Source organism: Hydrogenophaga sp. GW823-FHT04C09 (assembly GCF_058796355.1).
The window spans coordinates 1-18,304 of the sequence record NZ_JBXAIO010000007.1 but is presented as its reverse complement, the minus strand read 5'-3'; the positions used below and the strand labels follow the sequence as shown (position 1 = coordinate 18,304).

The following is an 18,304-nucleotide window of genomic DNA, read 5'->3' as shown; positions in this document are numbered from 1 at the left end:
ATGCCATGACCCGCCTCGACACCCCCACGGCCCCCGCCAGCAGCACCGTCCGCGACGCCCAGCCCGCTGCCAGCTACGACGCCACGGCCAAGCAGAAAAGCCAGGCCAAGACCGCGCGCATCCCGATCAAGATCGTGCCGGCCGAGGTGCTGAAGAAGCCCGAGTGGATTCGCGTCAAGGCCGGCAGCCCGACCACCCGCTTCTACGAGATCAAGGACATCCTGCGCACCAACAAGCTGGTGACGGTGTGCGAGGAAGCGAGCTGCCCGAACATCGGCGAGTGCTTCGGCAAGGGCACAGCCACCTTCATGATCATGGGCGACAAGTGCACGCGCCGCTGCCCGTTCTGCGACGTGGGCCACGGCCGCCCCGATCCGCTGGACGTGAACGAGCCCGACAACCTGGCCAAGACGATCGCGCAGCTGAACCTGAAGTACGTGGTGATCACCAGCGTGGACCGCGACGACCTGCGCGACGGCGGTGCCGGCCACTTCGTCGCCTGCATCGAGAAGACCCGCGCCCTGTCGCCCCAGACGCAGATCGAGGTGCTGGTGCCCGACTTCCGGGGCCGCGACGACCGCGCGCTCGACATCCTCAAGGCCGCGCCGCCCGATGTGATGAACCACAACCTCGAGACCGTGCCGCGCCTGTACAAGGAAGCGCGCCCGGGCTCGGACTACCAGTTCAGCCTGAACCTGCTCAAGAAGTTCAAGGCGCTGTTCCCGCACGTGCCGACCAAGAGCGGCCTCATGGTCGGCCTGGGCGAGACCGACGAGGAAATCCTCGAGGTGATGCGCGACATGCGCGCGCACCACATCGACATGCTGACCATCGGCCAGTACCTCGCCCCCAGCGGCCACCACCTGCCGGTGCGCCGCTACGTGCACCCCGACACCTTCAAGATGTTCGAGGCCAAGGCCTACGAAATGGGCTTCACGCATGCCGCCGTGGGCGCCATGGTGCGCAGCTCGTACCACGCCGACCAGCAGGCCCATGGCGTGCTCAACCCCGAAGTGAAGTGACATGCCCGCCGCGCACGACCACCTGAGCGTGCGCGACTACGGCGCCTCGCACGGCAGCCACGACCACGACCACTTCCAGATCCTGGTGGGCCTGGAAGGTGTGCTCGAACTGGAGGTGGCGGGACGCGGGCAACGCATCGCCGCCGGCGACGGCTGCGTGGTGCCGCCGGGCGAACACCACGATTTCGAAGGACGGGACGCCACGCGCTGCCTGGTGCTGGACTCGCACGACCCCGCCTGGGCCCGGGCCGTCGCGGCGCCGCCCCCCGGCGTGCAGCCCCTGGCGCGTTACCTGGCCGCCGCCGTGTCGGCGGGCCTGCCACGCGCCCGCCAGGCCGGCGCCGGCCTGCTGCTCGAAGCCTGGTTGCAACACGGCCCCGCCACCGCCCTGCCCCTGGAACGGCCTCGCCGCCCCATCGACTGGGCCGCGCTGAACCAGTGGCTGCAAGCGCGCTGGCAAACCCCGCTGACCGTGGCCGACCTGGCCTCGCAGGTGCACCTGAGCCCATCGCAGTTCACCGCGCGCTGCCAGGCCGAGCAGGGCGACAGCCCCATGCAGTGGCTGCGCCGACAGCGCCTGGCCCAGGCCCGCGCCTGGCGCGCCCATGGGCTGAGCGTGGCCGAGACGGCGCGGCGCATCGGTTACCGCTCGCCCTCGGCCCTGACGGCCGCCCTGCGCCGCGAGCCGCCCCGCGGCTGAGCGCCACTCAAGACCCGCGAAACGCGACGACACACCAGCGGATCGCGACGAAGGCCCGGGCTAAGCTCCGGGCATGAGCCTCTCCTTCCTGCCCGGCCACCGATGAGCCGGCCCAACCACTCCCTGGCACTGGGCATCGGCTTTGGCGCCGCCGCCGGTGCCGCCTGGGGCTTCGTGTTCCTGGCCCCCGAACTCGCGCGCGACTTCTCGCCCTTGCAACTCTCGGCCGCCCGCTACCTGGCCTATGGCCTGGTGGCGCTGGCCCTGATCGCGCCGCGCTGGCGCGCCGTGGCGCCCCGGTTGGGCCGACCGGAGTGGTGGGCCCTGCTGCGCCTGAGCCTGCTGGGCAACATCCTGTACTACGTGCTGTTGGCATCCGCCGTTCAGCTCGGTGGCATGGCCATGACTTCGCTGGTCATCGGTTTCCTGCCGGTGGCGGTCACGCTCATCGGCAGCCGGGGCCACGGGGCCGTACCGCTGCGCCGGCTCGCGCTCACCCTGGCGCTGGGCATCGCGGGCATCGCCTGCGTGGCCTGGCAGGCGCTGGGCGTGCCGTCCGAGGCGCCGGTGGCCGACCGCCTCACAGGTTTTCTCTGCGCCCTCGGTGCGCTGGCGGCCTGGACCGCCTACGCCGTGAGCAACAGCCGCTGGCTGGTGCGCCTGGACCATGTGTCCTCGCACGACTGGAGCCTGCTCACAGGCCTGGTGACGGGTGGGCTGGCCCTGCTGCTGGCGGTGCCAGCCTTCATGGGCAGCCGCCTGAGCGACCACACCGGCGCGCAATGGGGAAGCTTCATCGGCGTGGCCGCCGGCATGGCCATCGTGGCCTCGATCCTCGGCAACGCGTTCTGGAACCGGGCCAGCCGCCTGCTGCCGCTGACCATGATCGGGCAGATGATCCTGTTCGAGACCCTGTTCGCCCTGCTCTACGGCTTCCTGTGGGAGGCGCGCTGGCCCACCGCGCTGGAGGCCCTGGCCATGGTGCTCGTGAGCGCCAGCGTGCTGGCGGGCATCTCGGCGCACCAGCCGCAGCCGGCGCCGGAGCACGGCAACTAGTCGGTCATCAGGGCCGCGGGGTCTTCCGCGGCGAGCACGCTCTGCGCCCAGGTCTGCAGGCGCGTGGTGTCGCAGCGCAGGATCTGCTGCTTGACCGCCAGGATCTGCGAGGGGTGCATGGAAAAGCTGCGCAGCCCCAGGCCCAGCAGCAACCGCGTGAGGCTCACGTCGCCCGCCATCTCACCACACACGCTCACGCCCTTGCCCTTGGCCCGGCATTGCTCGATGGTGCTGGCCAGCAGGTGCAGCACCGCCGGGTGCACCGGGTCGTAGAGGTGCGACACCGCTTCGTCCGCGCGGTCGATCGCCAGCGTGTACTGGATCAGGTCGTTGGTGCCGACGGACAGGAAATCGAAATAGCGCAGGAACAGCGGAATGGTCAAGGCCGCGGCCGGCACCTCGATCATCGCGCCGAGCTTGACGTGGCCATGGGCGATGCCGGCGTTGTCCAGCTGTTCGCGGGCGCGGTTGACCAGCGCCAGGGTCTGGCGGATCTCGCTGGCGTGCGCCAGCATGGGAATGAGCAGGTGCACCGGGCCGTGCGCGGCGGCACGCAGGATGGCGCGCAGTTGCACCAGGAACATGGCCGGCTCGGCCAGGCTCCAGCGGATCGCGCGCAAACCCAGCGCCGGGTTGAGGTGGTCCTCGCCCGCGCGCGAGGCGCCCCGGTCCAGCGGCTTGTCCGCACCCACGTCGACCGTGCGGATGGTGACCGGCAGGCCCTGCATGCCCTCGACCGCGCGCCGGTAGGCGTGGTACTGCTCTTCCTCGTCGGGCAGTTTGCCGGCCCGCCCCATGAACAGGAACTCGCTGCGAAACAGGCCCACGCCCACGGCGCCGGCCTTGAGCGCCGCCACGGCGTCCTCGGGCTGTTCGATGTTGGCCAGCAGTTCGATCTTCTGGCCATCGAGCGTGACGGCCGGCGTGTTCTTCAGGCGCGAGAGGCGCTCGCGCTCGACCTCGCCCTGGCGTTGCTTGAAGCCGTACTCGGCCAGCAGGATGGGCGAGGGATCGACCAGCACCACGCCGGCATCCCCATCGATGATGACCCAGTCGTCCTGCTGGATCAGCTGGCTGGACGAGCGCGCGCCCACCACCGCCGGGATGTCCATGCTGCGCGCGACGATGGCGGTGTGGCTGGTCTTGCCGCCCACGTCGGTGACGAAACCGGCGAAGACGCTCTGCTTGAACTGCAGCATGTCGGCGGGCGACAGGTCGTGCGCAATCAGCACCAGCGGCGCCTCGATGCTGCTGTCGTGCACCGCCTTGGCTTCGCCACCCGGCGCCACCGGCGAGGCCACGCCGCGCATGAAGCGCAGCATGCGCTCGACCACCTGCTCCAGGTCGGCCTTGCGCTCGCGCAGGTACGGGTCTTCCATTTCGTCGAACTGGCGCGCGATCACCTCGAGCTGGGTGGTCAGCGCCCATTCGGCGTTGTAGTGGCGGTCCACGATCCAGTGCTTCACGCCGCTGGTGAGCTGCTCGTCCTGCAGCAGCATCAGGTGCACGTCGAGCAGCGCGGTGAGTTCGGGGTGCGCGTCATTGGGGCCGAGGTCGTGCAGGCTGTGCTGCACCTTCACGATTTCCTCGGCCACCGCGTTGCGCGCGTGGCGCAGGCGTTCGATCTCGCTCTCGACCTGCTCGGCCTGCACGAAGTAGTGCGCCACGTCCACACGGCTGGACGCCACGATCACGGCCCGCCCGATGGCAATGCCCCGGGAGACCGCCAGACCGTGGATGGAGATGGTCATTCGCCCTCGCCGAACTTGTCGTTGACGAGCGCCACCAGCGCGTCCATGGCAGGTTGCTCGTCCTTGCCATCGGTCTCGATCTCGACCACGCTGCCGATGCCGGCGGCCAGCATCATGACGCCCATGATGCTCTTGGCGTTGACGCGCCGTTCGCCGCGCGACATCCACACATCGCAGGCGAAGCCGCCGGCGAGTTTGGTGAGTTTGGCCGAGGCGCGCGCGTGCAGCCCGAGCTTATTGCTGATGGTCACGGTGGTCTTGATCATGCGTGGCTCGTTTGGCCTGGTTCTGGGGCGCGGTCACCGCCACCTGGATGACACCTTGCGTGGCGCCGATCATGGCGCGCGAGATCAGCGCATCCAGCGATTCATGGCGGTACGACACGGTGCGCAACAGCATGGGCAGGTTCACGCCGGTGATGAGTTTGGAATTGATGCCGTCGATGAGTTTCTGCGCCACGTTGCAGGGCGTGGCGCCGAACACGTCGGTCACGACCAGCGTCTGCGGCAGGTGCATCTGGCGCATCAGCGCGCGGGCCTGCGCCAGCGACTCCTCGGGCGGCACGTTGGGTTGCACATCCAGCGCCGACACCGCGTCGGCGCTGTCGGGGAACACATGCAGCACGCACTGGCGCAGTGCGGAGGCCAGCGGCGCGTGCGCCATGATGAGGATGCCGTTCATGGCCCCAGTTTAGCCCGCGCGGCCGGCCGCGCGGCGCAGGTGGGCGCGCAGGAACACGGCGTAGGCGAGAACGCCACAGACGCCAAAGAGGGTGATGGCGCCGCGGTAGCGGGCGACCTCGTTGTCCACGAACAGCCCCAGGGCGTCGATCAGCAGCCCGATGCCCCACTGCACCACGAACACGCCACCGAAGATGACCAGGTTGTAGCCCGAGAGCGCCCGCCCGGCGGCCTCGGCCGGCAGGGCCAGGGCCACGGCGGGCTGGGACAGCGAGCCGACCGTGCAGCTCACGCAATACAGGGCCCAGAGCGGCCACCCGGCGCGCTCGCCCAGCAGCACGATGGCGCCCAGCACCACGAAACTCAGCGGCAGGCCCCAGGCGATCAGGCGCTCGGGCAGCCAGCCCTGGCGCGCCAGCCGCGGGTTGAAGACCCCCCAGAGCCAGAAGGTGCACAGCATGCAGAGGTTGATGCCGAACAGGCCGCCGGCCGCCTGCTCCGGCGTGTAGCCCGCGACCTTCACCATCCAGGGCCCGGCCCACAGCGTCTGCACAGCGATCATGCCGCCGTAGTTGACGAAGCCGATCGGCACCATCTGGCGGAAATAGGGATGGCGCCAGACCATGCCGTAACCCGGCTCGGAGACTGGGGCAGCAGGCTCCGCCGGCTCGGTCCGCCGCCAGCGCGGCACCGTCCAGACGATGCCCACCATCGACAGCAGGATCAACCCGCCCAGCAGCCAGAACAGGCCGCGCCAGCCGGTCAGCGGCATCAGCCACTGCACCGGCAAGGTGGCGGCCACCATGCCGAACGAGCCGGTCATGAGCATCCAGGAATTGGCGCGCATCTGCGCCAGGGGCGTGAGCCAGCGCCGATAGCCGGTGAGCGGGGCCATCAGGCAGGCGCTCACGCCCATGCCGATGAGCACGCGCGCTGCCAGCAGCCAGGTGAAGCTGGTGGCCAGCGCGAACGCGGCACAGCCGGCAACCGCCACCCCCAGGAACCACAGGATCACGGTGCGCGGGCCATGGCGGTCCAGCCAGTTGCCCAGCGGCAGTTGCGTGAGCGCGAAGCCGAAGAAATAGCCTCCGGCCAGCAGGCCGAGATCGCCCGCATTGAGCGACATCTCGGCGCTCAGGGTGGGCGAGAGCGTGGCCGTGATGGCGCGCAACAGCGCCGACAGGAAATACGCGAGCGCGAAGGTCAGGAAGACGATGACCACCGTGCGCGGCGCGAGCAACTCGCTTTGCGGGGGGCGCGGCGCCACCGCGCCGTCGAGGCGCACGGGACCGGGTCGAACAGTCGGGTTCATGGCAGCTTGAGTCCGTCAAAAAAGGCGGTGGTCACGTCGTCGCGCAGCGCGGGGCCATAGACCGCCGCCTGGTACACCTGCGTGCCGCGCGCGAAATGCACCGCGCGCACCTGCACCGGTTGGCCTTGGTGGTCGGTGCCTTGCGCCGCCAGGCCCAGGGCCTGGGTGGCGCCGGGCACAGCCGCCGGCCAGCGTGTCGCGGGGTCGTCGGCCCGCGCCGGGTCGACGCGCACGGCCCCCAGCGAGGCGCGGCGCCAGCCGTTCAGCGCGGCGGGCACGCGGGCGGCGTTACCCAGCTCGGCCCAGGCCAAGGCGAAGGTCAGGCCACCCGTGTCGCAGCTGTGCATGTGCAACTCGGCCGGCGCACCGCCATCGAGCGGCACCGGCCGCGCGGCGGACTCGGGCTTGCAGGGCATGAGCGCCAGCAAAGTCGTGCCCTCGGGGCGCAATTCGCGCCAGTTGAAGGTGGGGTTGCACGCACTGAGGACCAGCCCGGCGGACAGCGCGAGCCCCAGCGGGCGCAGGCGGCGGCGCGGCGCACCGCCGGGAACGGGGACAGACATGGAATTCCAGCCAGAGAGGCCACCGCCGGGACACCGCAGCGAAGGCGGGGTCGCGCACAATGGCAACATGAATGCTCTGGATGGTATCCGCATACTTGATCTCTCGCGCGTGCTCGCCGGCCCCTGGTGCACGCAGACGCTGGCCGATCTGGGCGCCGATGTGGTGAAGGTGGAGCGCCCTCCGGGCGCGGGCCATCCCGGCGGCGACGACACCCGCGGCTGGGGCCCGCCCTTTCTGCAGGGACGCGATGGCCAGGACACCGCCGAGGCGGCCTACTACCTGGGTGCGAACCGCAACAAGCGCTCCATCACCTGCGACATCGCCACGCCCGAGGGCCAGGCCCTGATCCGCGAGCTGGCCGCCAAGGCCGATGTGTTCGTCGAAAACTACAAGGTCGGCGACATGGCGCGCTACGGTCTGGACTACGCCGCGCTGCGCGCGATCAACCCCCGACTCGTCTACTGCTCCATCACCGGCTTCGGCCAGACCGGTCCCTACAAGGACCGCGCGGGCTACGACTTCGCCATCCAGGCCATGGGCGGCCTCATGAGCGTGACCGGCGAGCGCGATGCGCTGCCCGGCGGCGGCCCGCAGAAGGTGGGCGTGGCGGTGACCGACCTGTTCACCGGCCTGTACGCGACCATCGCCATCCAGGCCGCGCTGCGCCACGCGGAGCGCACCGGCGAAGGCCAGCAGATCGACATGGCGCTGCTTGACACCCAGGTCGCCATGCTCGCCAATCTGGGCGCCAACTACCTGGTGCGCGGCCGGGATGAAGGCAAGGTGCCGGGCCGGGCGGGCAATGCCCACGCCAACATCGTGCCGTACCAGGCCTTTGAGGTCGCGCCGGATGCACAAGGTCAGGCGCAATACATCATCCTGGCCGTGGGCAACGATGGCCAGTTCGCCAAGTTCTGCGCGGTGGCCGGACGGCCCGGGCTCGCCACCGACCCGCGCTTCGCGCAGAACCAGAACCGCGTGCGCCACCGCGAGGTGCTGGTGCCCTTGCTGGCCGACCTGCTCAAGACGCGCGGCAAAGCCGACTGGCTGGCCGCGCTGGAGGCCGCCAAGGTGCCCTGCGGCCCGATCAACAACCTCGCCGAGGTGTTCGCCGACGGGCACGTGCGCTCGCGCGACATGGTGCACACCTGGTCGCACCCGCTGGCCGAGGCGGTCGACCTCGTCGCCAGCCCGCTCAAGCTCAGCGCCACGCCGGTGCGCAACGACCTGCCGCCACCGCTGTTGGGCCAGCACACGGCCGAGGTGCTGGATGACTGGCTGGCCTGCCCGCCCGAGCGCCTGGCCGAACTTCAACGCCGCGGCGCGGTCTGAACCACGACGCCCCAACTTCGTGACACCCATGAGCGACATCGCCACGCCCCCACCCGCCACCGCCGCGCAGGCCTTGCCCACCCCCACCTCGCTGCGCGGCGCCGCGCAAGCCGCGGCCGCCCGCGGCGAGCCTCTGGTGGTGATGACCACGCTGACCGGCTGCCCCTATTGCGCCATCGTGCGCAACCACTACCTGCTGCCCATGCGGCGAGAAGGTAAGGTCCACGCGGTGCAGATCGACGTGATGGACCGCACCGGCAACCTGCAAGGTTTTGATGGGCAACTGAGCACGCCGGCCGAGCAGGCTCGGGCGTGGAAGGCCCGCTTCACGCCGACGGTGCTGTTCTTCGGCCCGGACGGGCGGGAACTCGCCGAGCGCCTGGTCGGCATTGCGGTGCCCGACTTCTACGGTGAGTACCTGGAGGCCCGCCTGGCCGAGGCCAGGCAGAAGCTCAAGTAATTTCGAAAAAGTATCGCAAGGAGGCGCTTACTTCAAGGTGCCAAAGACCTTTTTCAGGATGGCGCTGCCGGTGCCCACCGGGTCCTGGCGGATCTTGCGCTCTTCCTCGCCAATGATGGTGTAGAGCCCGTCGAGCGATTTGCCGGTGACGTAGCGCTGGATGTTGGCGTCTTCCGACTTGACCAGCCCGATGCCCGCGGCCTTGCCAGCCACCTTGTTGTACTGGTTGGCCAGACCCACCTTCTCGGTGGCCTTGGTCACGATGGGCAGGAACTTCTCGCCCAGCGGGCTGCGCGTTTTTTCAGCAAAGAACTGCGTCACGGCGTTGTCGCCCCCGCCCAGGATGTTCTTTGCGTCGGTCACGTTCATGGACTTCACCGCCCCCACCAGCACATCGCGCCCCATCGGCACGGCCGCCTCGGCAGCCCGGTTCATGCTGGTGACGAGTTCGTCGACCCGTTTGCCCTGGCCGGTCATCTTGAGCAGCTTGGACGCATCCTCGAGAAATCCGGGCAAGGGAATCCGAACTTTTGGGTTGCCCAGGAATCCATCCGTCTTGCCCAGCAAGGCCACCGCGGCCAGCGCGCCCTTTTCCAAGGCCACCTTGATGCCCTGGCTGGCGTCGCCTTCGGTGAGATCGCCCAAGGACAAGGCCCTGGCCTGCTGATGGGCGGCGAGGACCAGAAGGCCGATCATCGCGGTGGTGGACTGGGTAAACTGGCGGCGCTGCATGGCGGTTCCTCCGGGAAGCAAGCTGTTCAATGAATGACGTGGGGCAATGTAGCCCCCGGGAAGTGAAAAGACAATGACCGATCTCAGCCCCCGCGGCCAGCACCGCCGGCGCACCCTTCAAGCGGCCGCCGCGCTGGGTGCCCTCGGCGCCCTGGGCTTGGCGGGTTGCGCGGGCCGCGACGCGGCGCCCGAATCCACCTTCGTGCTGCTCGATGGCAGCAAGGCCACCACCGCCGACCTCAAGGGCAAGGTCACGCTGGTGAATTTCTGGGCCACGACCTGCGTCACCTGCGTGAAGGAAATGCCCTCCATCGTCGCCACGTACCAGAAGTACCAGGGACAGGGCTTCGAGACCGTGGCCGTGGCCATGGAGTACGACCCGCCGGCCTGGGTGCTCAACTTCGCGCAGTCGCGCCAGCTGCCCTTCAAGGTCGCGCTGGACAACACCGGCGACATCGCCAAGCAATGGGGCGACGTCAAGCTCACGCCCACCACCTACCTGGTGGACAAACAGGGCCGCATCGTCAAACGCTATGTGGGGGAACCCGATTTTCCCGCGCTGCACAAGCTGATCGAAGAGCTGCTGGCCCAGCAGGCCTGAACCTTCACGCGCGAGCTTCCATGAAAAAAGGCCGGGATCGTTCCCGGCCTTTTTGTTTGGAGGCGATCCGTCTTATTTGCGGAACGCGTCGTGGCAGGCCTTGCAGGTCTGGGCCGTGGCGCCGAACGCGGTCTTCACGCTGTCGAGGTTGCCCGTTTTCGCGGCGGCCGCCAGCTGGGCGGTGGCGCTCTGGAGCTTCTCCGAGTTCTCCTTGAACTTGGCCTGTTCGGTCCAGATCACGGGCAAGGCGCCGGTGTCGCCCTTGTCGGTGCCCGGCACGAAGCCTTCCCACGGCAGCTTGCTCATGGTCTCCACGATCGCGGCGCTCTCGGCGGCCACCTTGGCATCGAAGGGCGCGCGGCCGTTGGCCATCGCACCGATGCGGCTGAAGTGGTTGGCCATCACGGTCAAGGCGCCCTTGCGGTACTTCACCGCGTCTTCGGGCTTCTGGAATTGCGCGAAGGCGGGTGCCGACAGGGTGCCGAAGGCCAGGGCCAAGGCGAGGGGAGCGATTATTTTCATGAAAACTCCTGAGGAGGTTGTGGGGCGTTGCGGCGTGGCTCCGGGAGCCACCCGCTCAGGAGTGTAGGGAATTGGCCAAAGTTCCACTGGAACGTTTTCCGATATACCTTCTCTATTCCTCGATTCCGAATCCAACCCTCCACGATCACCATGCACACCATCCGCGTCTGGGACCTGCCCACCCGTCTGTTCCACTGGCTGCTCGCGGCCTGCGTCATCGGGCTGATCGTCACCGGCAGCATCGGCGGCAACTGGATGAACTGGCACCTTCGCCTGGGCTACGCGGTGTTGACCCTGCTGCTGTTCCGCCTGGTCTGGGGCTTCATCGGCGGCCACTGGTCGCGCTTCACCCGCTTCATCTATGCCCCCTCGTCGCTGGTGGCCTACCTCCGGGGACGGGGCCGGCCCGAGCACTCGGTGGGCCACAGCCCGCTGGGGGCCCTCTCGGTCTTCGCGCTCCTCTTGATCCTCGCCGCCCAAGTGGGCACCGGTCTCATGAGCGACGACGAGATCGCCTTCTTCGGCCCGCTGGTGCGCTTCGTCTCGGGCGAAACGGTGTCGCTGGCGACCGGTTACCACAAGGAAGTCGGCAAGCTCATCGTCTTCGTGCTCGTGGGCCTGCACCTGCTGGCCATCGCCTACTACAAGTGGGTGAAGAAGCAGGGCCTCGTGCGCCCCATGGTGGTGGGCGACAAGCAGGTGCCGGTCCCCGTGCCCAGCACCCGCGACACGGCGGGCACGCGCCTGCTGGCCCTGGTGGTGCTTGGCCTGTGCGCCGCGGCGGTGAGCTGGTTGGTCAGCCTGGGCAACGCCTTCTGAGGCGGCGGTCGGCCCATGCTGTCGTATAGTGGCAGCCACGCCACCCACCGGGCCTCGCGCCCGCCCTCCCCACCGCCATGACCGACACCGGAACCGCCGTGATCTCGCTGAGACCGGCCCAGTTTCCCGACGATCTGCAGACCGTTCGCCAGCTCTTCCTGGAATACCAGGCAGGACTGGGCATCGACCTGTGCTTCCAGGGCTTCGACGCCGAGCTCGCCGAACTGCCCGGCGCTTACGCCCCACCGGCGGGCACGCTGCTGCTGGCCTGCGTGGACGGCGAACCCGCCGGCTGCTGCGCCATGCGCCCGCTCTACAACACCGACCACCTCAACGCCTGCGAGATGAAGCGCCTGTTCGTGCGCCCGGCCTTTCGCGGCTTCGGCCTGGGCCGCCTGCTGGTGGAGCGCGTGCTGTCGGACGGCCAGCTGTCGGGCTACACCACCATGCTGCTCGACACCCTGAGCGACATGGAAACGGCGCGCGCGCTGTACCAGGAGATGGGTTTTGTCGAGGTGGCGCCGTATTACCACAACCCCATTCCGGGTGCGCATTACCTCAAGGTCGATCTCTAGCCGGACAAGCGCCCACAAAAAAGCCGCCAGGTGGCGACACCGGCGGCTTTTTTCTTGGGTGGCGGATCAGGCGCCGGCTTTGGCCTGGGCCAGCAGGGTGTCGGCGTCGCTCACCTCGAACTTGCCGGGGCCTTCCACGTTCAGCGACTGCACCACGCCGTTCTTGACCAGCATCGAGTAACGGTTGCTGCGCAGGCCCATGCCGCGGCCGGTCAGGTCCAGGGTCAGGCCCGTGGCCTTGGCGAAATCGGCGCTGCCGTCGGCCAGCATGCGCACCTTGTCACCCGTCTTCTGATCGCGCGCCCAGGCGCCCATCACGAAAGCGTCGTTCACGCTCAGGCACCAGATCTCGTCCACGCCCGCGGCCTTGAAGTCGGCGGCGTGCTGGACAAAGCCCGGCACGTGCTTGGCGGAACAGGTCGGCGTGAACGCACCGGGCAGCGCGAACACGGCGATCGTCTTGCCCGCCGACGCCTTCTGCACGTCCACCGGGTTCGGGCCGATGCTGCAGCCATTGCCTTCGACTTCGCTGTATTCCATCAGCGTGGCCGCCGGAATCTTGTCACCCACTTTGATCATGTCGTGCTCCTCGTTGTGTGGCCCGCAGGCCGTGGCTGGAAGGCCCGTTCATGCCGGGCCGGAAAAAGAAAAAGCGACCGGATTGTCGGTCGCTTTTTCGATCTGCGCTGCAAGCAACGCAATGGGGCTCAGACCAGCGCGGCCTTTTGCACCAGGCGCGTGGCGACCCAGTTCTTGGTCTTGGACAGCGGACGGCTCTCGGTGATCTCGATCACGTCGCCCATCTTGTACTCGCTCTTTTCGTCGTGAGCGTGGTACTTGCTGGACTTCGCCACGATCTTGTCGTAGAGCTCGTGTTTCACACGGCGCTCCACCAACACCGTCACTGTCTTGGAACGCTTGTCGCTGACCACCTTGCCAACCAAGGTGCGCTTGAGGGATGTTTTAGCTTCCGTCATGGTCACTCCTTATTTGGCCGCGGCGGCGGCGCGCTGCTTCTCGGCCAGGATGGTCTTGGCGCGAGCGATCGCACGGCGGGTGTCACCCAGCGTGGCGTTGTTGTTGAGTTGTTGCGTGGCTTTTTGCATGCGCAGACCGAAGTGGGCCTTTTGCAGTGCCTTCACTTCGGCTTCGAGGCCGGCCACATCCTTTTGGCGCAGTTCAGCAGTTTTCATCTTGTGTTCTCCTGAATCACTGACCCAACATGCGCGTCACGAACGTGGTGCGCAACGGAAGCTTGGCGGCCGCCAGCGTGAATGCCTCGCGGGCCAGCTGTTCGGGCACGCCCACGATTTCGTAGAGCACCTTGCCAGGCTGGATCTCGGCCACGTAGTACTCCACCGAGCCCTTGCCGTTGCCCATACGGACTTCGGCAGGCTTCTGGGAGATCGGCTTGTCCGGGAACACGCGGATCCAGATGCGGCCGCCACGCTTCACGTGACGGGAGATCGCACGGCGTGCGGCCTCGATCTGGCGAGCCGTCAGACGACCGCGGTCGGTCGACTTCAGGCCGAAGTCGCCAAACGCGACGGTGGCGCCACTGGTGGCGACGCCGGTATTGCGGCCTTTTTGTTCTTTACGGAACTTGCGGCGAGCAGGTTGCAACATGTTTATTCTCCTTTGCCGTCCGCAGCTGCAGATGCGGGCGCGGCGTCTTTGCGAACGCGCTTAACGGCGGGTTTGGTTTCGGTGCCGGTGGCTTCGGCAGGCTTGTCGCTGCCATCGGCCGGAGCGGCATTGGCGCCAGGGCGGCGAACTGCGGCGCGGGCAGGAGGACCTGCCGGACGCTCGCGGCGCGGACCACGCGGACGACGCTCTTCTTCCACACGCGGCTCGGCCACCACGGGCGCATCGTTGCGGCCCAGGGTGTCGCCCTTGTAGACCCAGACCTTGACACCGATGATGCCGTAGGTGGTCTTGGCTTCGGACGTGCCGTAGTCGATGTCGGCGCGCAGGGTGTGAAGCGGCACGCGACCTTCGCGGTACCACTCGCAACGAGCGATTTCAATGCCGTTGAGACGGCCCGACGACATGATCTTGATGCCCTGTGCGCCCAGGCGCATGGCGTTCTGCATCGCGCGCTTCATGGCGCGGCGGAACATGATGCGCTTCTCGAGCTGCTGCGTGATGCTGTCGGCGATCAGCTTGGCATCGATTTCGGGCTTGCGCACTTCTTCGATGTTGACCGCAACCGGCACGCCCAGCTTGGCGGCCAGTTCCTTCTTCAGCTTCTCGATGTCCTCGCCCTTCTTGCCGATCACCACGCCCGGACGCGCCGAGTAGATGGTGATGCGGGCGTTCTTGGCGGGGCGCTCGATCACGACGCGCGAAACGGCGGCGTTCTTCAGCTTGCCCTTGAGGTACTCGCGCACCTTGATGTCTTCGGCCAGCATGCCGGCGAAGTCACGGTTGCTCGCGTACCAGCGGCTGGCCCAGTTGCGGGAAACTGCGAGGCGGAACCCGGTGGGGTTGATTTTCTGTCCCATATTCCTGTGACCTCTTCAGTTGCCAACCGTCACGTAGATGTGACACGTGGGTTTGCTGATGCGGTTGCCGCGGCCTTTGGCGCGGGCCGAGAAGCGCTTGAGCGTGGTGCCTTGCTCGACGTAGATGGTCTTGACCTTCAGTTCGTCGATGTCGGCGCCGTCGTTGTGTTCCGCGTTGGCGATGGCGGACTCAAGAGCCTTCTTGACGATGCCAGCGGCCTTCTTCTGCGTGAACGCCAGGATGTTGAGGGCCTGGTCGACCTTCTTGCCACGAATCAGGTCGGCAACCAGTCGGCCTTTGTCGACCGAGAGGCGAACGCCTCGAACGATTGAACGGGTTTCCATGGTTAGTCCTTACTTCTTCGCTTTTTTGTCGGCCGGGTGGCCCTTGAACGTGCGCGTCAGCGAGAACTCGCCGAGCTTGTGTCCCACCATCTGATCGGTGATGTACACGGGCACGTGCTGCTTGCCGTTGTGCACGGCGATGGTCAGGCCGATGAAATCGGGCAGGATCATCGAGCGGCGCGACCAGGTCTTGACGGGCTTTTTGTCCTTGGTGGCTTGGGCTTTTTCAACCTTGGCCAACAGGTGATGGTCGACAAACGGACCTTTTTTGAGTGAGCGAGTCATGTTGTCAACCCTTTACTTCTTGCGACGCGAGACGATCATCGACTGCGTGCGGCGGTTGTTGCGGGTGCGATAGCCCTTGGTCAGGTTGCCCCACGGATCCACCGGAGCGCGGCCTTCGCCGGTCTTGCCTTCACCACCACCGTGCGGGTGGTCGATCGGGTTCATCGCGGTACCGCGAACGGTCGGGCGGATGCCCATGTGACGCTTCACACCGGCCTTGCCCAACTGGCGCAGGCTGTGTTCCTGGTTGGACACTTCGCCGATGGTGGCGCGGCAATCCACGTGGACCTTGCGCACTTCACCCGAGCGCATGCGCACCTGGGCGTAGATGCCTTCGCGGGCCAGCAGCACAGCCGAGGCGCCGGCGGAACGGGCGATTTGCGCGCCCTTGCCGACCTGCAGCTCGATGCAGTGGATGGTCGAACCGACCGGGATGTTGCGGATCGGCAGGGTGTTGCCCACGCGGATCGGCGACTCCGAGCCGGACAGCAAGGTTGCGCCCACTTCAACGCCACGCGGGGCGATGATGTAGCGGCGCTCGCCGTCGGCGTAGCACAGCAGCGCGATGTGCGCCGTGCGGTTCGGGTCGTACTCGATGCGCTCGACCTTGGCCGGGATGCCGTCCTTGTTGCGACGGAAATCGACCACACGGTAGTGGTGCTTGTGACCACCGCCCTTGTGGCGGGTGGTGATGTGACCGTTGTTGTTGCGGCCGGCCTTCTGGAATTGGGGCTCCAGCAGGGGCGCAAAACCCGCACCCTTGTGCAGTTGGTCACGCGTGACCTTCACCATGCCGCGACGGCCTGGCGAAGTCGGTTTCATCTTGATGACTGCCATGATTAAACGCCCTCTCCGCCGAAGTTCAGCTCTTGACCGGGCATCAGCGTCACATAGGCCTTGCGAACGTGGTCGCGACGACCGACGGTCTTGCCAAAGCGCTTGGACTTGCCCTTCTGGTTGAGCACGGAAACGCCCTTGACCTGGACCTTGAACATCAGTTCAACGGCCGCCTTGATCTCGGGCTTGGAGGCATCACGCAACACCTTGAACATCACGGCGTTGGTTTGCTCGGCAACCTGGGTGGCCTTCTCGGACACGATCGGTGCCACGAGGACCTGCATCAGGCGACCTTCGTCGTATTTCGTGACGCTCATGCGAACATCTCCTTGAGCTGGTCGATCGCCGCCTTGGTGACGATGACCTTCTTGTAATGCACCAGCGACAGCGGATCGGCGTAACGCGGCTCGACCACCAGCACGTTGGGCAGGTTGCGCGAAGCCAGGTACAGGTTCTCGTCGACTTCCTCGGCGATCACCAGCACCGATTGCAGGTTCATGGCTTTGAATTTGTCGGCCAGCTGCTTGGTCTTGGGCGAGTCCACTTTCAGGGAATCGACCACGGCCAGACGGCCTTCACGCACGAGCTGCGAGAAGATGGACGCCATGCCGGCGCGGTACATCTTCTTGTTGAGCTTCTGGGTGAAGTTTTCGTCAGGGCTGTTCGGGAAAATGCGACCGCCCCCGCGCCACAGCGGCGAAGACGTCATACCGGCGCGTGCGCGGCCGGTGCCCTTCTGCTTGAACGGCTTCTTGGTCGAGTGCTTGACCATCTGGCGGTCTTTTTGTGCACGCGTACCTTGACGGGCGTTCGCCTGATAAGCCACCACGAGCTGGTGGATCAGGGCTTCGTTGTAGTCGCGACCAAACACGGTCTCGGGCACGTCCACGTTGGACGAGGCTTGACCCTGGTCGTTCAGGAGTTCAACTTGCATCAGTTTGCTCCCTTGCCGGATTTGGCCTTGATGGCGGGACGCACGGTCACGAAACCGCCGTTGGAGCCGGGAACGGCGCCGCGGATCATGAGCAGTTGACGGGTTTCGTCCACGCGCACGATGTCGAGGTTCTGGATGGTCTTGGTCACATCGCCCATGTGCCCGGTCATCTTCTTGCCGGGGAACACGCGACCCGGATCCTGGGCCATGGAGATGGAGCCCGGCACGTTGTGCGAACGGCTGTTGCCGTGCGAGGCGCGCTGCGAGCTGAAGTTGTGGCGCTTGATGGTGCCGGCGAAGCCTTTACCGATCGAGGTGCCTTGCACGTCCACCTTCTGACCCGCCGCGAAGATCGCATTGGGGGCCACCACGGCACCGGGCTGGTACTGGGCAGCGACGTCGGAGGCGACGCGGAATTCCTGGATGATTTCACCCGCTTCGACACCGGCCTTGGCCAGGTGGCCCGCTTCGGGCTTGGTCACGCGGGAGGCACGGCGGGCACCAAAGGTGACCTGCAGCGCGTCGTAGCCGTCATGGGCCAGGGTTTTGACCTGCGTCACACGGTTGTTCGACACATCGACCACCGTGACAGGCACTGCGTCCCCGTCATCGGTGAACAGACGCATCATGCCCACCTTGCGACCCAACAACCCGAGGGAGTTGCTAAGACTCATTGTTTTCTCCGTTCCCGACTTCAATTGGCCGGGGCTGATGGTGCGGAACCGAGGCTCCGCGCTAAGGGCCGATGATTCAGGATCAAACGGCACCACGAAATCTCCGACCAGAAGCCGGAAAGCCCGCCAGTATAACCGGCGGGCTTTTTCTCTGCAAGCACCGCCGGGCGACTGGCCCGACGGTGCTCAAGCGAGAAACTTACTGCAGCTTGATTTCGACGTCCACACCAGCCGGCAGGTCGAGCTTCATCAGGGCGTCGACCGTCTTGTCGGTCGGGTCCACGATGTCCATCAGACGCTGGTGGGTGCGGATTTCGAGCTGGTCGCGGCTGGTCTTGTTGACGTGCGGCGAGCGCAGGATGTCGAAGCGCTTCATGCGGGTCGGCAGGGGCACGGGGCCCTTGACGATCGCGCCGGTGCGCTTGGCGGTGTCAACGATCTCGGCGGCCGAGCTGTCGATCAGCTTGTAGTCGAAGGCCTTGAGGCGGATGCGGATTTTTTGTTTGGTGGACATACCCGCTCCTTACGCGATGATTTTTGCGACGACGCCGGCGCCGACGGTGCGGCCGCCTTCGCGGATGGCAAAGCGCAGGCCTTCT

At 66.8% G+C, this 18,304-nt stretch carries 28 protein-coding genes; 8 read left to right on the top strand and 20 right to left on the bottom strand.

The genetic code is table 11. The annotated features are described in order from the left end of the window. The first annotated feature begins 5 nt into the window (after positions 1–5). From lipA to AC1Q9M_RS18655, 3 genes are all read left to right on the top strand, one after another. Entirely contained in the window at positions 6–1,022 is a 1,017-nt protein-coding gene (gene lipA / locus AC1Q9M_RS18665; RefSeq protein ID WP_291114503.1) for a lipoyl synthase, read from the top strand. A gap of 1 nt (position 1,023) precedes the next feature. After that, on the top strand, positions 1,024–1,722 hold the full coding sequence (locus tag AC1Q9M_RS18660) for a helix-turn-helix transcriptional regulator (RefSeq protein WP_382322848.1): 699 nt from the start codon (positions 1,024–1,026) through the stop codon (positions 1,720–1,722). A 102-nt stretch (positions 1,723–1,824) separates the two neighbouring features. Continuing rightward, positions 1,825–2,778, top strand: coding sequence for a DMT family transporter (locus AC1Q9M_RS18655; RefSeq protein WP_444687983.1), 954 nt, complete (start codon positions 1,825–1,827; stop codon positions 2,776–2,778). On the opposite strand, the gene ptsP is transcribed toward AC1Q9M_RS18655, so the two are convergent. Genes ptsP through AC1Q9M_RS18630 form a run of 5 tightly spaced genes read right to left on the bottom strand, consistent with a single transcriptional unit; the run spans position 2,775 to position 7,084 of the window. After that, the gene (gene ptsP, locus AC1Q9M_RS18650; protein ID WP_382163135.1) at positions 2,775–4,529 is read right to left on the bottom strand and encodes a phosphoenolpyruvate--protein phosphotransferase; all 1,755 of its coding nucleotides are present in this window, start codon (positions 4,527–4,529) and stop codon (positions 2,775–2,777) included. The two genes, AC1Q9M_RS18655 and ptsP, sit on opposite strands and share 4 nt — an antisense overlap. After that, entirely contained in the window at positions 4,526–4,795 is a 270-nt protein-coding gene (locus tag AC1Q9M_RS18645) for an HPr family phosphocarrier protein (RefSeq protein ID WP_297398850.1), read from the bottom strand. Before AC1Q9M_RS18645 ends, ptsP begins: the two co-directional genes overlap by 4 nt. Beyond that, positions 4,764–5,210 carry a PTS sugar transporter subunit IIA gene (locus tag AC1Q9M_RS18640; protein WP_382163137.1) on the bottom strand — a complete coding sequence of 149 codons (447 nt, stop codon included), beginning with the start codon at positions 5,208–5,210 and terminating at the stop codon, positions 4,764–4,766. Before AC1Q9M_RS18640 ends, AC1Q9M_RS18645 begins: the two co-directional genes overlap by 32 nt. Before the next feature lie 9 nt (positions 5,211–5,219). Then, entirely contained in the window at positions 5,220–6,521 is a 1,302-nt protein-coding gene (locus tag AC1Q9M_RS18635; RefSeq protein ID WP_444687982.1) for an MFS transporter, read from the bottom strand. Continuing rightward, complete coding sequence (locus tag AC1Q9M_RS18630; RefSeq protein WP_382322845.1) at positions 6,518–7,084, bottom strand: hypothetical protein; 567 nt, start codon at positions 7,082–7,084, stop codon at positions 6,518–6,520. The genes AC1Q9M_RS18635 and AC1Q9M_RS18630 overlap by 4 nt, the downstream gene beginning before the upstream one ends. Positions 7,085–7,151: 67 nt before the next feature. Between AC1Q9M_RS18630 and AC1Q9M_RS18625 the strand changes: the two genes are divergently transcribed. Next, entirely contained in the window at positions 7,152–8,417 is a 1,266-nt protein-coding gene (locus AC1Q9M_RS18625) for a CaiB/BaiF CoA transferase family protein (protein WP_382322844.1), read from the top strand. A gap of 28 nt (positions 8,418–8,445) precedes the next feature. Then, positions 8,446–8,877 (top strand): thioredoxin fold domain-containing protein, encoded by a 432-nt coding sequence (locus AC1Q9M_RS18620; protein WP_382322843.1) that lies wholly within the window; start codon positions 8,446–8,448, stop codon positions 8,875–8,877. Positions 8,878–8,904: 27 nt separating this feature from the next. Here the strand turns inward: AC1Q9M_RS18620 and AC1Q9M_RS18615 are convergent, their stop codons facing one another. Next, complete coding sequence (locus AC1Q9M_RS18615; RefSeq protein WP_382322842.1) at positions 8,905–9,609, bottom strand: DUF4197 domain-containing protein; 705 nt, start codon at positions 9,607–9,609, stop codon at positions 8,905–8,907. Between the two features lie 73 nt (positions 9,610–9,682). Between AC1Q9M_RS18615 and AC1Q9M_RS18610 the strand changes: the two genes are divergently transcribed. Next, the gene (locus AC1Q9M_RS18610; protein ID WP_382163147.1) at positions 9,683–10,210 is read left to right on the top strand and encodes a TlpA family protein disulfide reductase; all 528 of its coding nucleotides are present in this window, start codon (positions 9,683–9,685) and stop codon (positions 10,208–10,210) included. 72 nt (positions 10,211–10,282) lie between these two features. On the opposite strand, the gene AC1Q9M_RS18605 is transcribed toward AC1Q9M_RS18610, so the two are convergent. After that, positions 10,283–10,732 carry a c-type cytochrome gene (locus AC1Q9M_RS18605; protein ID WP_382163149.1) on the bottom strand — a complete coding sequence of 150 codons (450 nt, stop codon included), beginning with the start codon at positions 10,730–10,732 and terminating at the stop codon, positions 10,283–10,285. 150 nt (positions 10,733–10,882) lie between these two features. Between AC1Q9M_RS18605 and AC1Q9M_RS18600 the strand changes: the two genes are divergently transcribed. Beyond that, positions 10,883–11,551: a cytochrome b/b6 domain-containing protein gene (locus tag AC1Q9M_RS18600; RefSeq protein ID WP_382322841.1), complete on the top strand. Its 669-nt coding sequence runs from the start codon at positions 10,883–10,885 to the stop codon at positions 11,549–11,551. A gap of 77 nt (positions 11,552–11,628) precedes the next feature. Beyond that, positions 11,629–12,126, top strand: a complete 498-nt coding sequence (locus AC1Q9M_RS18595) for a GNAT family N-acetyltransferase (RefSeq protein WP_291114544.1) — start codon at positions 11,629–11,631, stop codon at positions 12,124–12,126. A gap of 66 nt (positions 12,127–12,192) precedes the next feature. Here AC1Q9M_RS18595 and AC1Q9M_RS18590 read toward each other — a convergent pair whose 3' ends face one another. The 13 genes from AC1Q9M_RS18590 to AC1Q9M_RS18530 form a co-directional block, all read right to left on the bottom strand. Then, positions 12,193–12,705, bottom strand: coding sequence for a peroxiredoxin (locus tag AC1Q9M_RS18590; RefSeq protein ID WP_382322840.1), 513 nt, complete (start codon positions 12,703–12,705; stop codon positions 12,193–12,195). A gap of 128 nt (positions 12,706–12,833) precedes the next feature. Continuing rightward, a complete protein-coding gene (rpsQ, locus tag AC1Q9M_RS18585; protein ID WP_291114550.1) occupies positions 12,834–13,103 on the bottom strand; it encodes a 30S ribosomal protein S17 in 270 nt (89 codons plus the stop codon). A gap of 9 nt (positions 13,104–13,112) precedes the next feature. Beyond that, the gene (gene rpmC / locus AC1Q9M_RS18580) at positions 13,113–13,319 is read right to left on the bottom strand and encodes a 50S ribosomal protein L29 (RefSeq protein WP_291114553.1); all 207 of its coding nucleotides are present in this window, start codon (positions 13,317–13,319) and stop codon (positions 13,113–13,115) included. A 16-nt stretch (positions 13,320–13,335) separates the two neighbouring features. Then, complete coding sequence (gene rplP, locus AC1Q9M_RS18575; protein ID WP_066089098.1) at positions 13,336–13,752, bottom strand: 50S ribosomal protein L16; 417 nt, start codon at positions 13,750–13,752, stop codon at positions 13,336–13,338. Positions 13,753–13,754: 2 nt separating this feature from the next. Then, entirely contained in the window at positions 13,755–14,630 is an 876-nt protein-coding gene (gene rpsC, locus AC1Q9M_RS18570; protein WP_291114559.1) for a 30S ribosomal protein S3, read from the bottom strand. Positions 14,631–14,645: 15 nt separating this feature from the next. Then, positions 14,646–14,975, bottom strand: coding sequence for a 50S ribosomal protein L22 (gene rplV, locus AC1Q9M_RS18565; RefSeq protein ID WP_137918325.1), 330 nt, complete (start codon positions 14,973–14,975; stop codon positions 14,646–14,648). A 9-nt stretch (positions 14,976–14,984) separates the two neighbouring features. Then, a complete protein-coding gene (gene rpsS, locus AC1Q9M_RS18560) occupies positions 14,985–15,260 on the bottom strand; it encodes a 30S ribosomal protein S19 (protein WP_204735724.1) in 276 nt (91 codons plus the stop codon). Positions 15,261–15,272: 12 nt separating this feature from the next. Then, the gene (rplB, locus tag AC1Q9M_RS18555) at positions 15,273–16,097 is read right to left on the bottom strand and encodes a 50S ribosomal protein L2 (protein WP_291114567.1); all 825 of its coding nucleotides are present in this window, start codon (positions 16,095–16,097) and stop codon (positions 15,273–15,275) included. A gap of 2 nt (positions 16,098–16,099) precedes the next feature. Continuing rightward, complete coding sequence (rplW, locus tag AC1Q9M_RS18550; protein ID WP_068174618.1) at positions 16,100–16,414, bottom strand: 50S ribosomal protein L23; 315 nt, start codon at positions 16,412–16,414, stop codon at positions 16,100–16,102. Next, on the bottom strand, positions 16,411–17,031 hold the full coding sequence (gene rplD, locus AC1Q9M_RS18545; RefSeq protein WP_291114572.1) for a 50S ribosomal protein L4: 621 nt from the start codon (positions 17,029–17,031) through the stop codon (positions 16,411–16,413). Before rplD ends, rplW begins: the two co-directional genes overlap by 4 nt. After that, on the bottom strand, positions 17,031–17,705 hold the full coding sequence (gene rplC, locus AC1Q9M_RS18540) for a 50S ribosomal protein L3 (RefSeq protein ID WP_137918338.1): 675 nt from the start codon (positions 17,703–17,705) through the stop codon (positions 17,031–17,033). The genes rplD and rplC overlap by 1 nt, the downstream gene beginning before the upstream one ends. Before the next feature lie 199 nt (positions 17,706–17,904). Next, positions 17,905–18,219 carry a 30S ribosomal protein S10 gene (rpsJ, locus tag AC1Q9M_RS18535; RefSeq protein WP_056266806.1) on the bottom strand — a complete coding sequence of 105 codons (315 nt, stop codon included), beginning with the start codon at positions 18,217–18,219 and terminating at the stop codon, positions 17,905–17,907. A 9-nt stretch (positions 18,220–18,228) separates the two neighbouring features. Next, a partial coding sequence (locus AC1Q9M_RS18530) for an EF-Tu C-terminal domain-related protein (RefSeq protein ID WP_198556962.1) occupies positions 18,229–18,304 on the bottom strand: 76 nt, incomplete at its 5' end.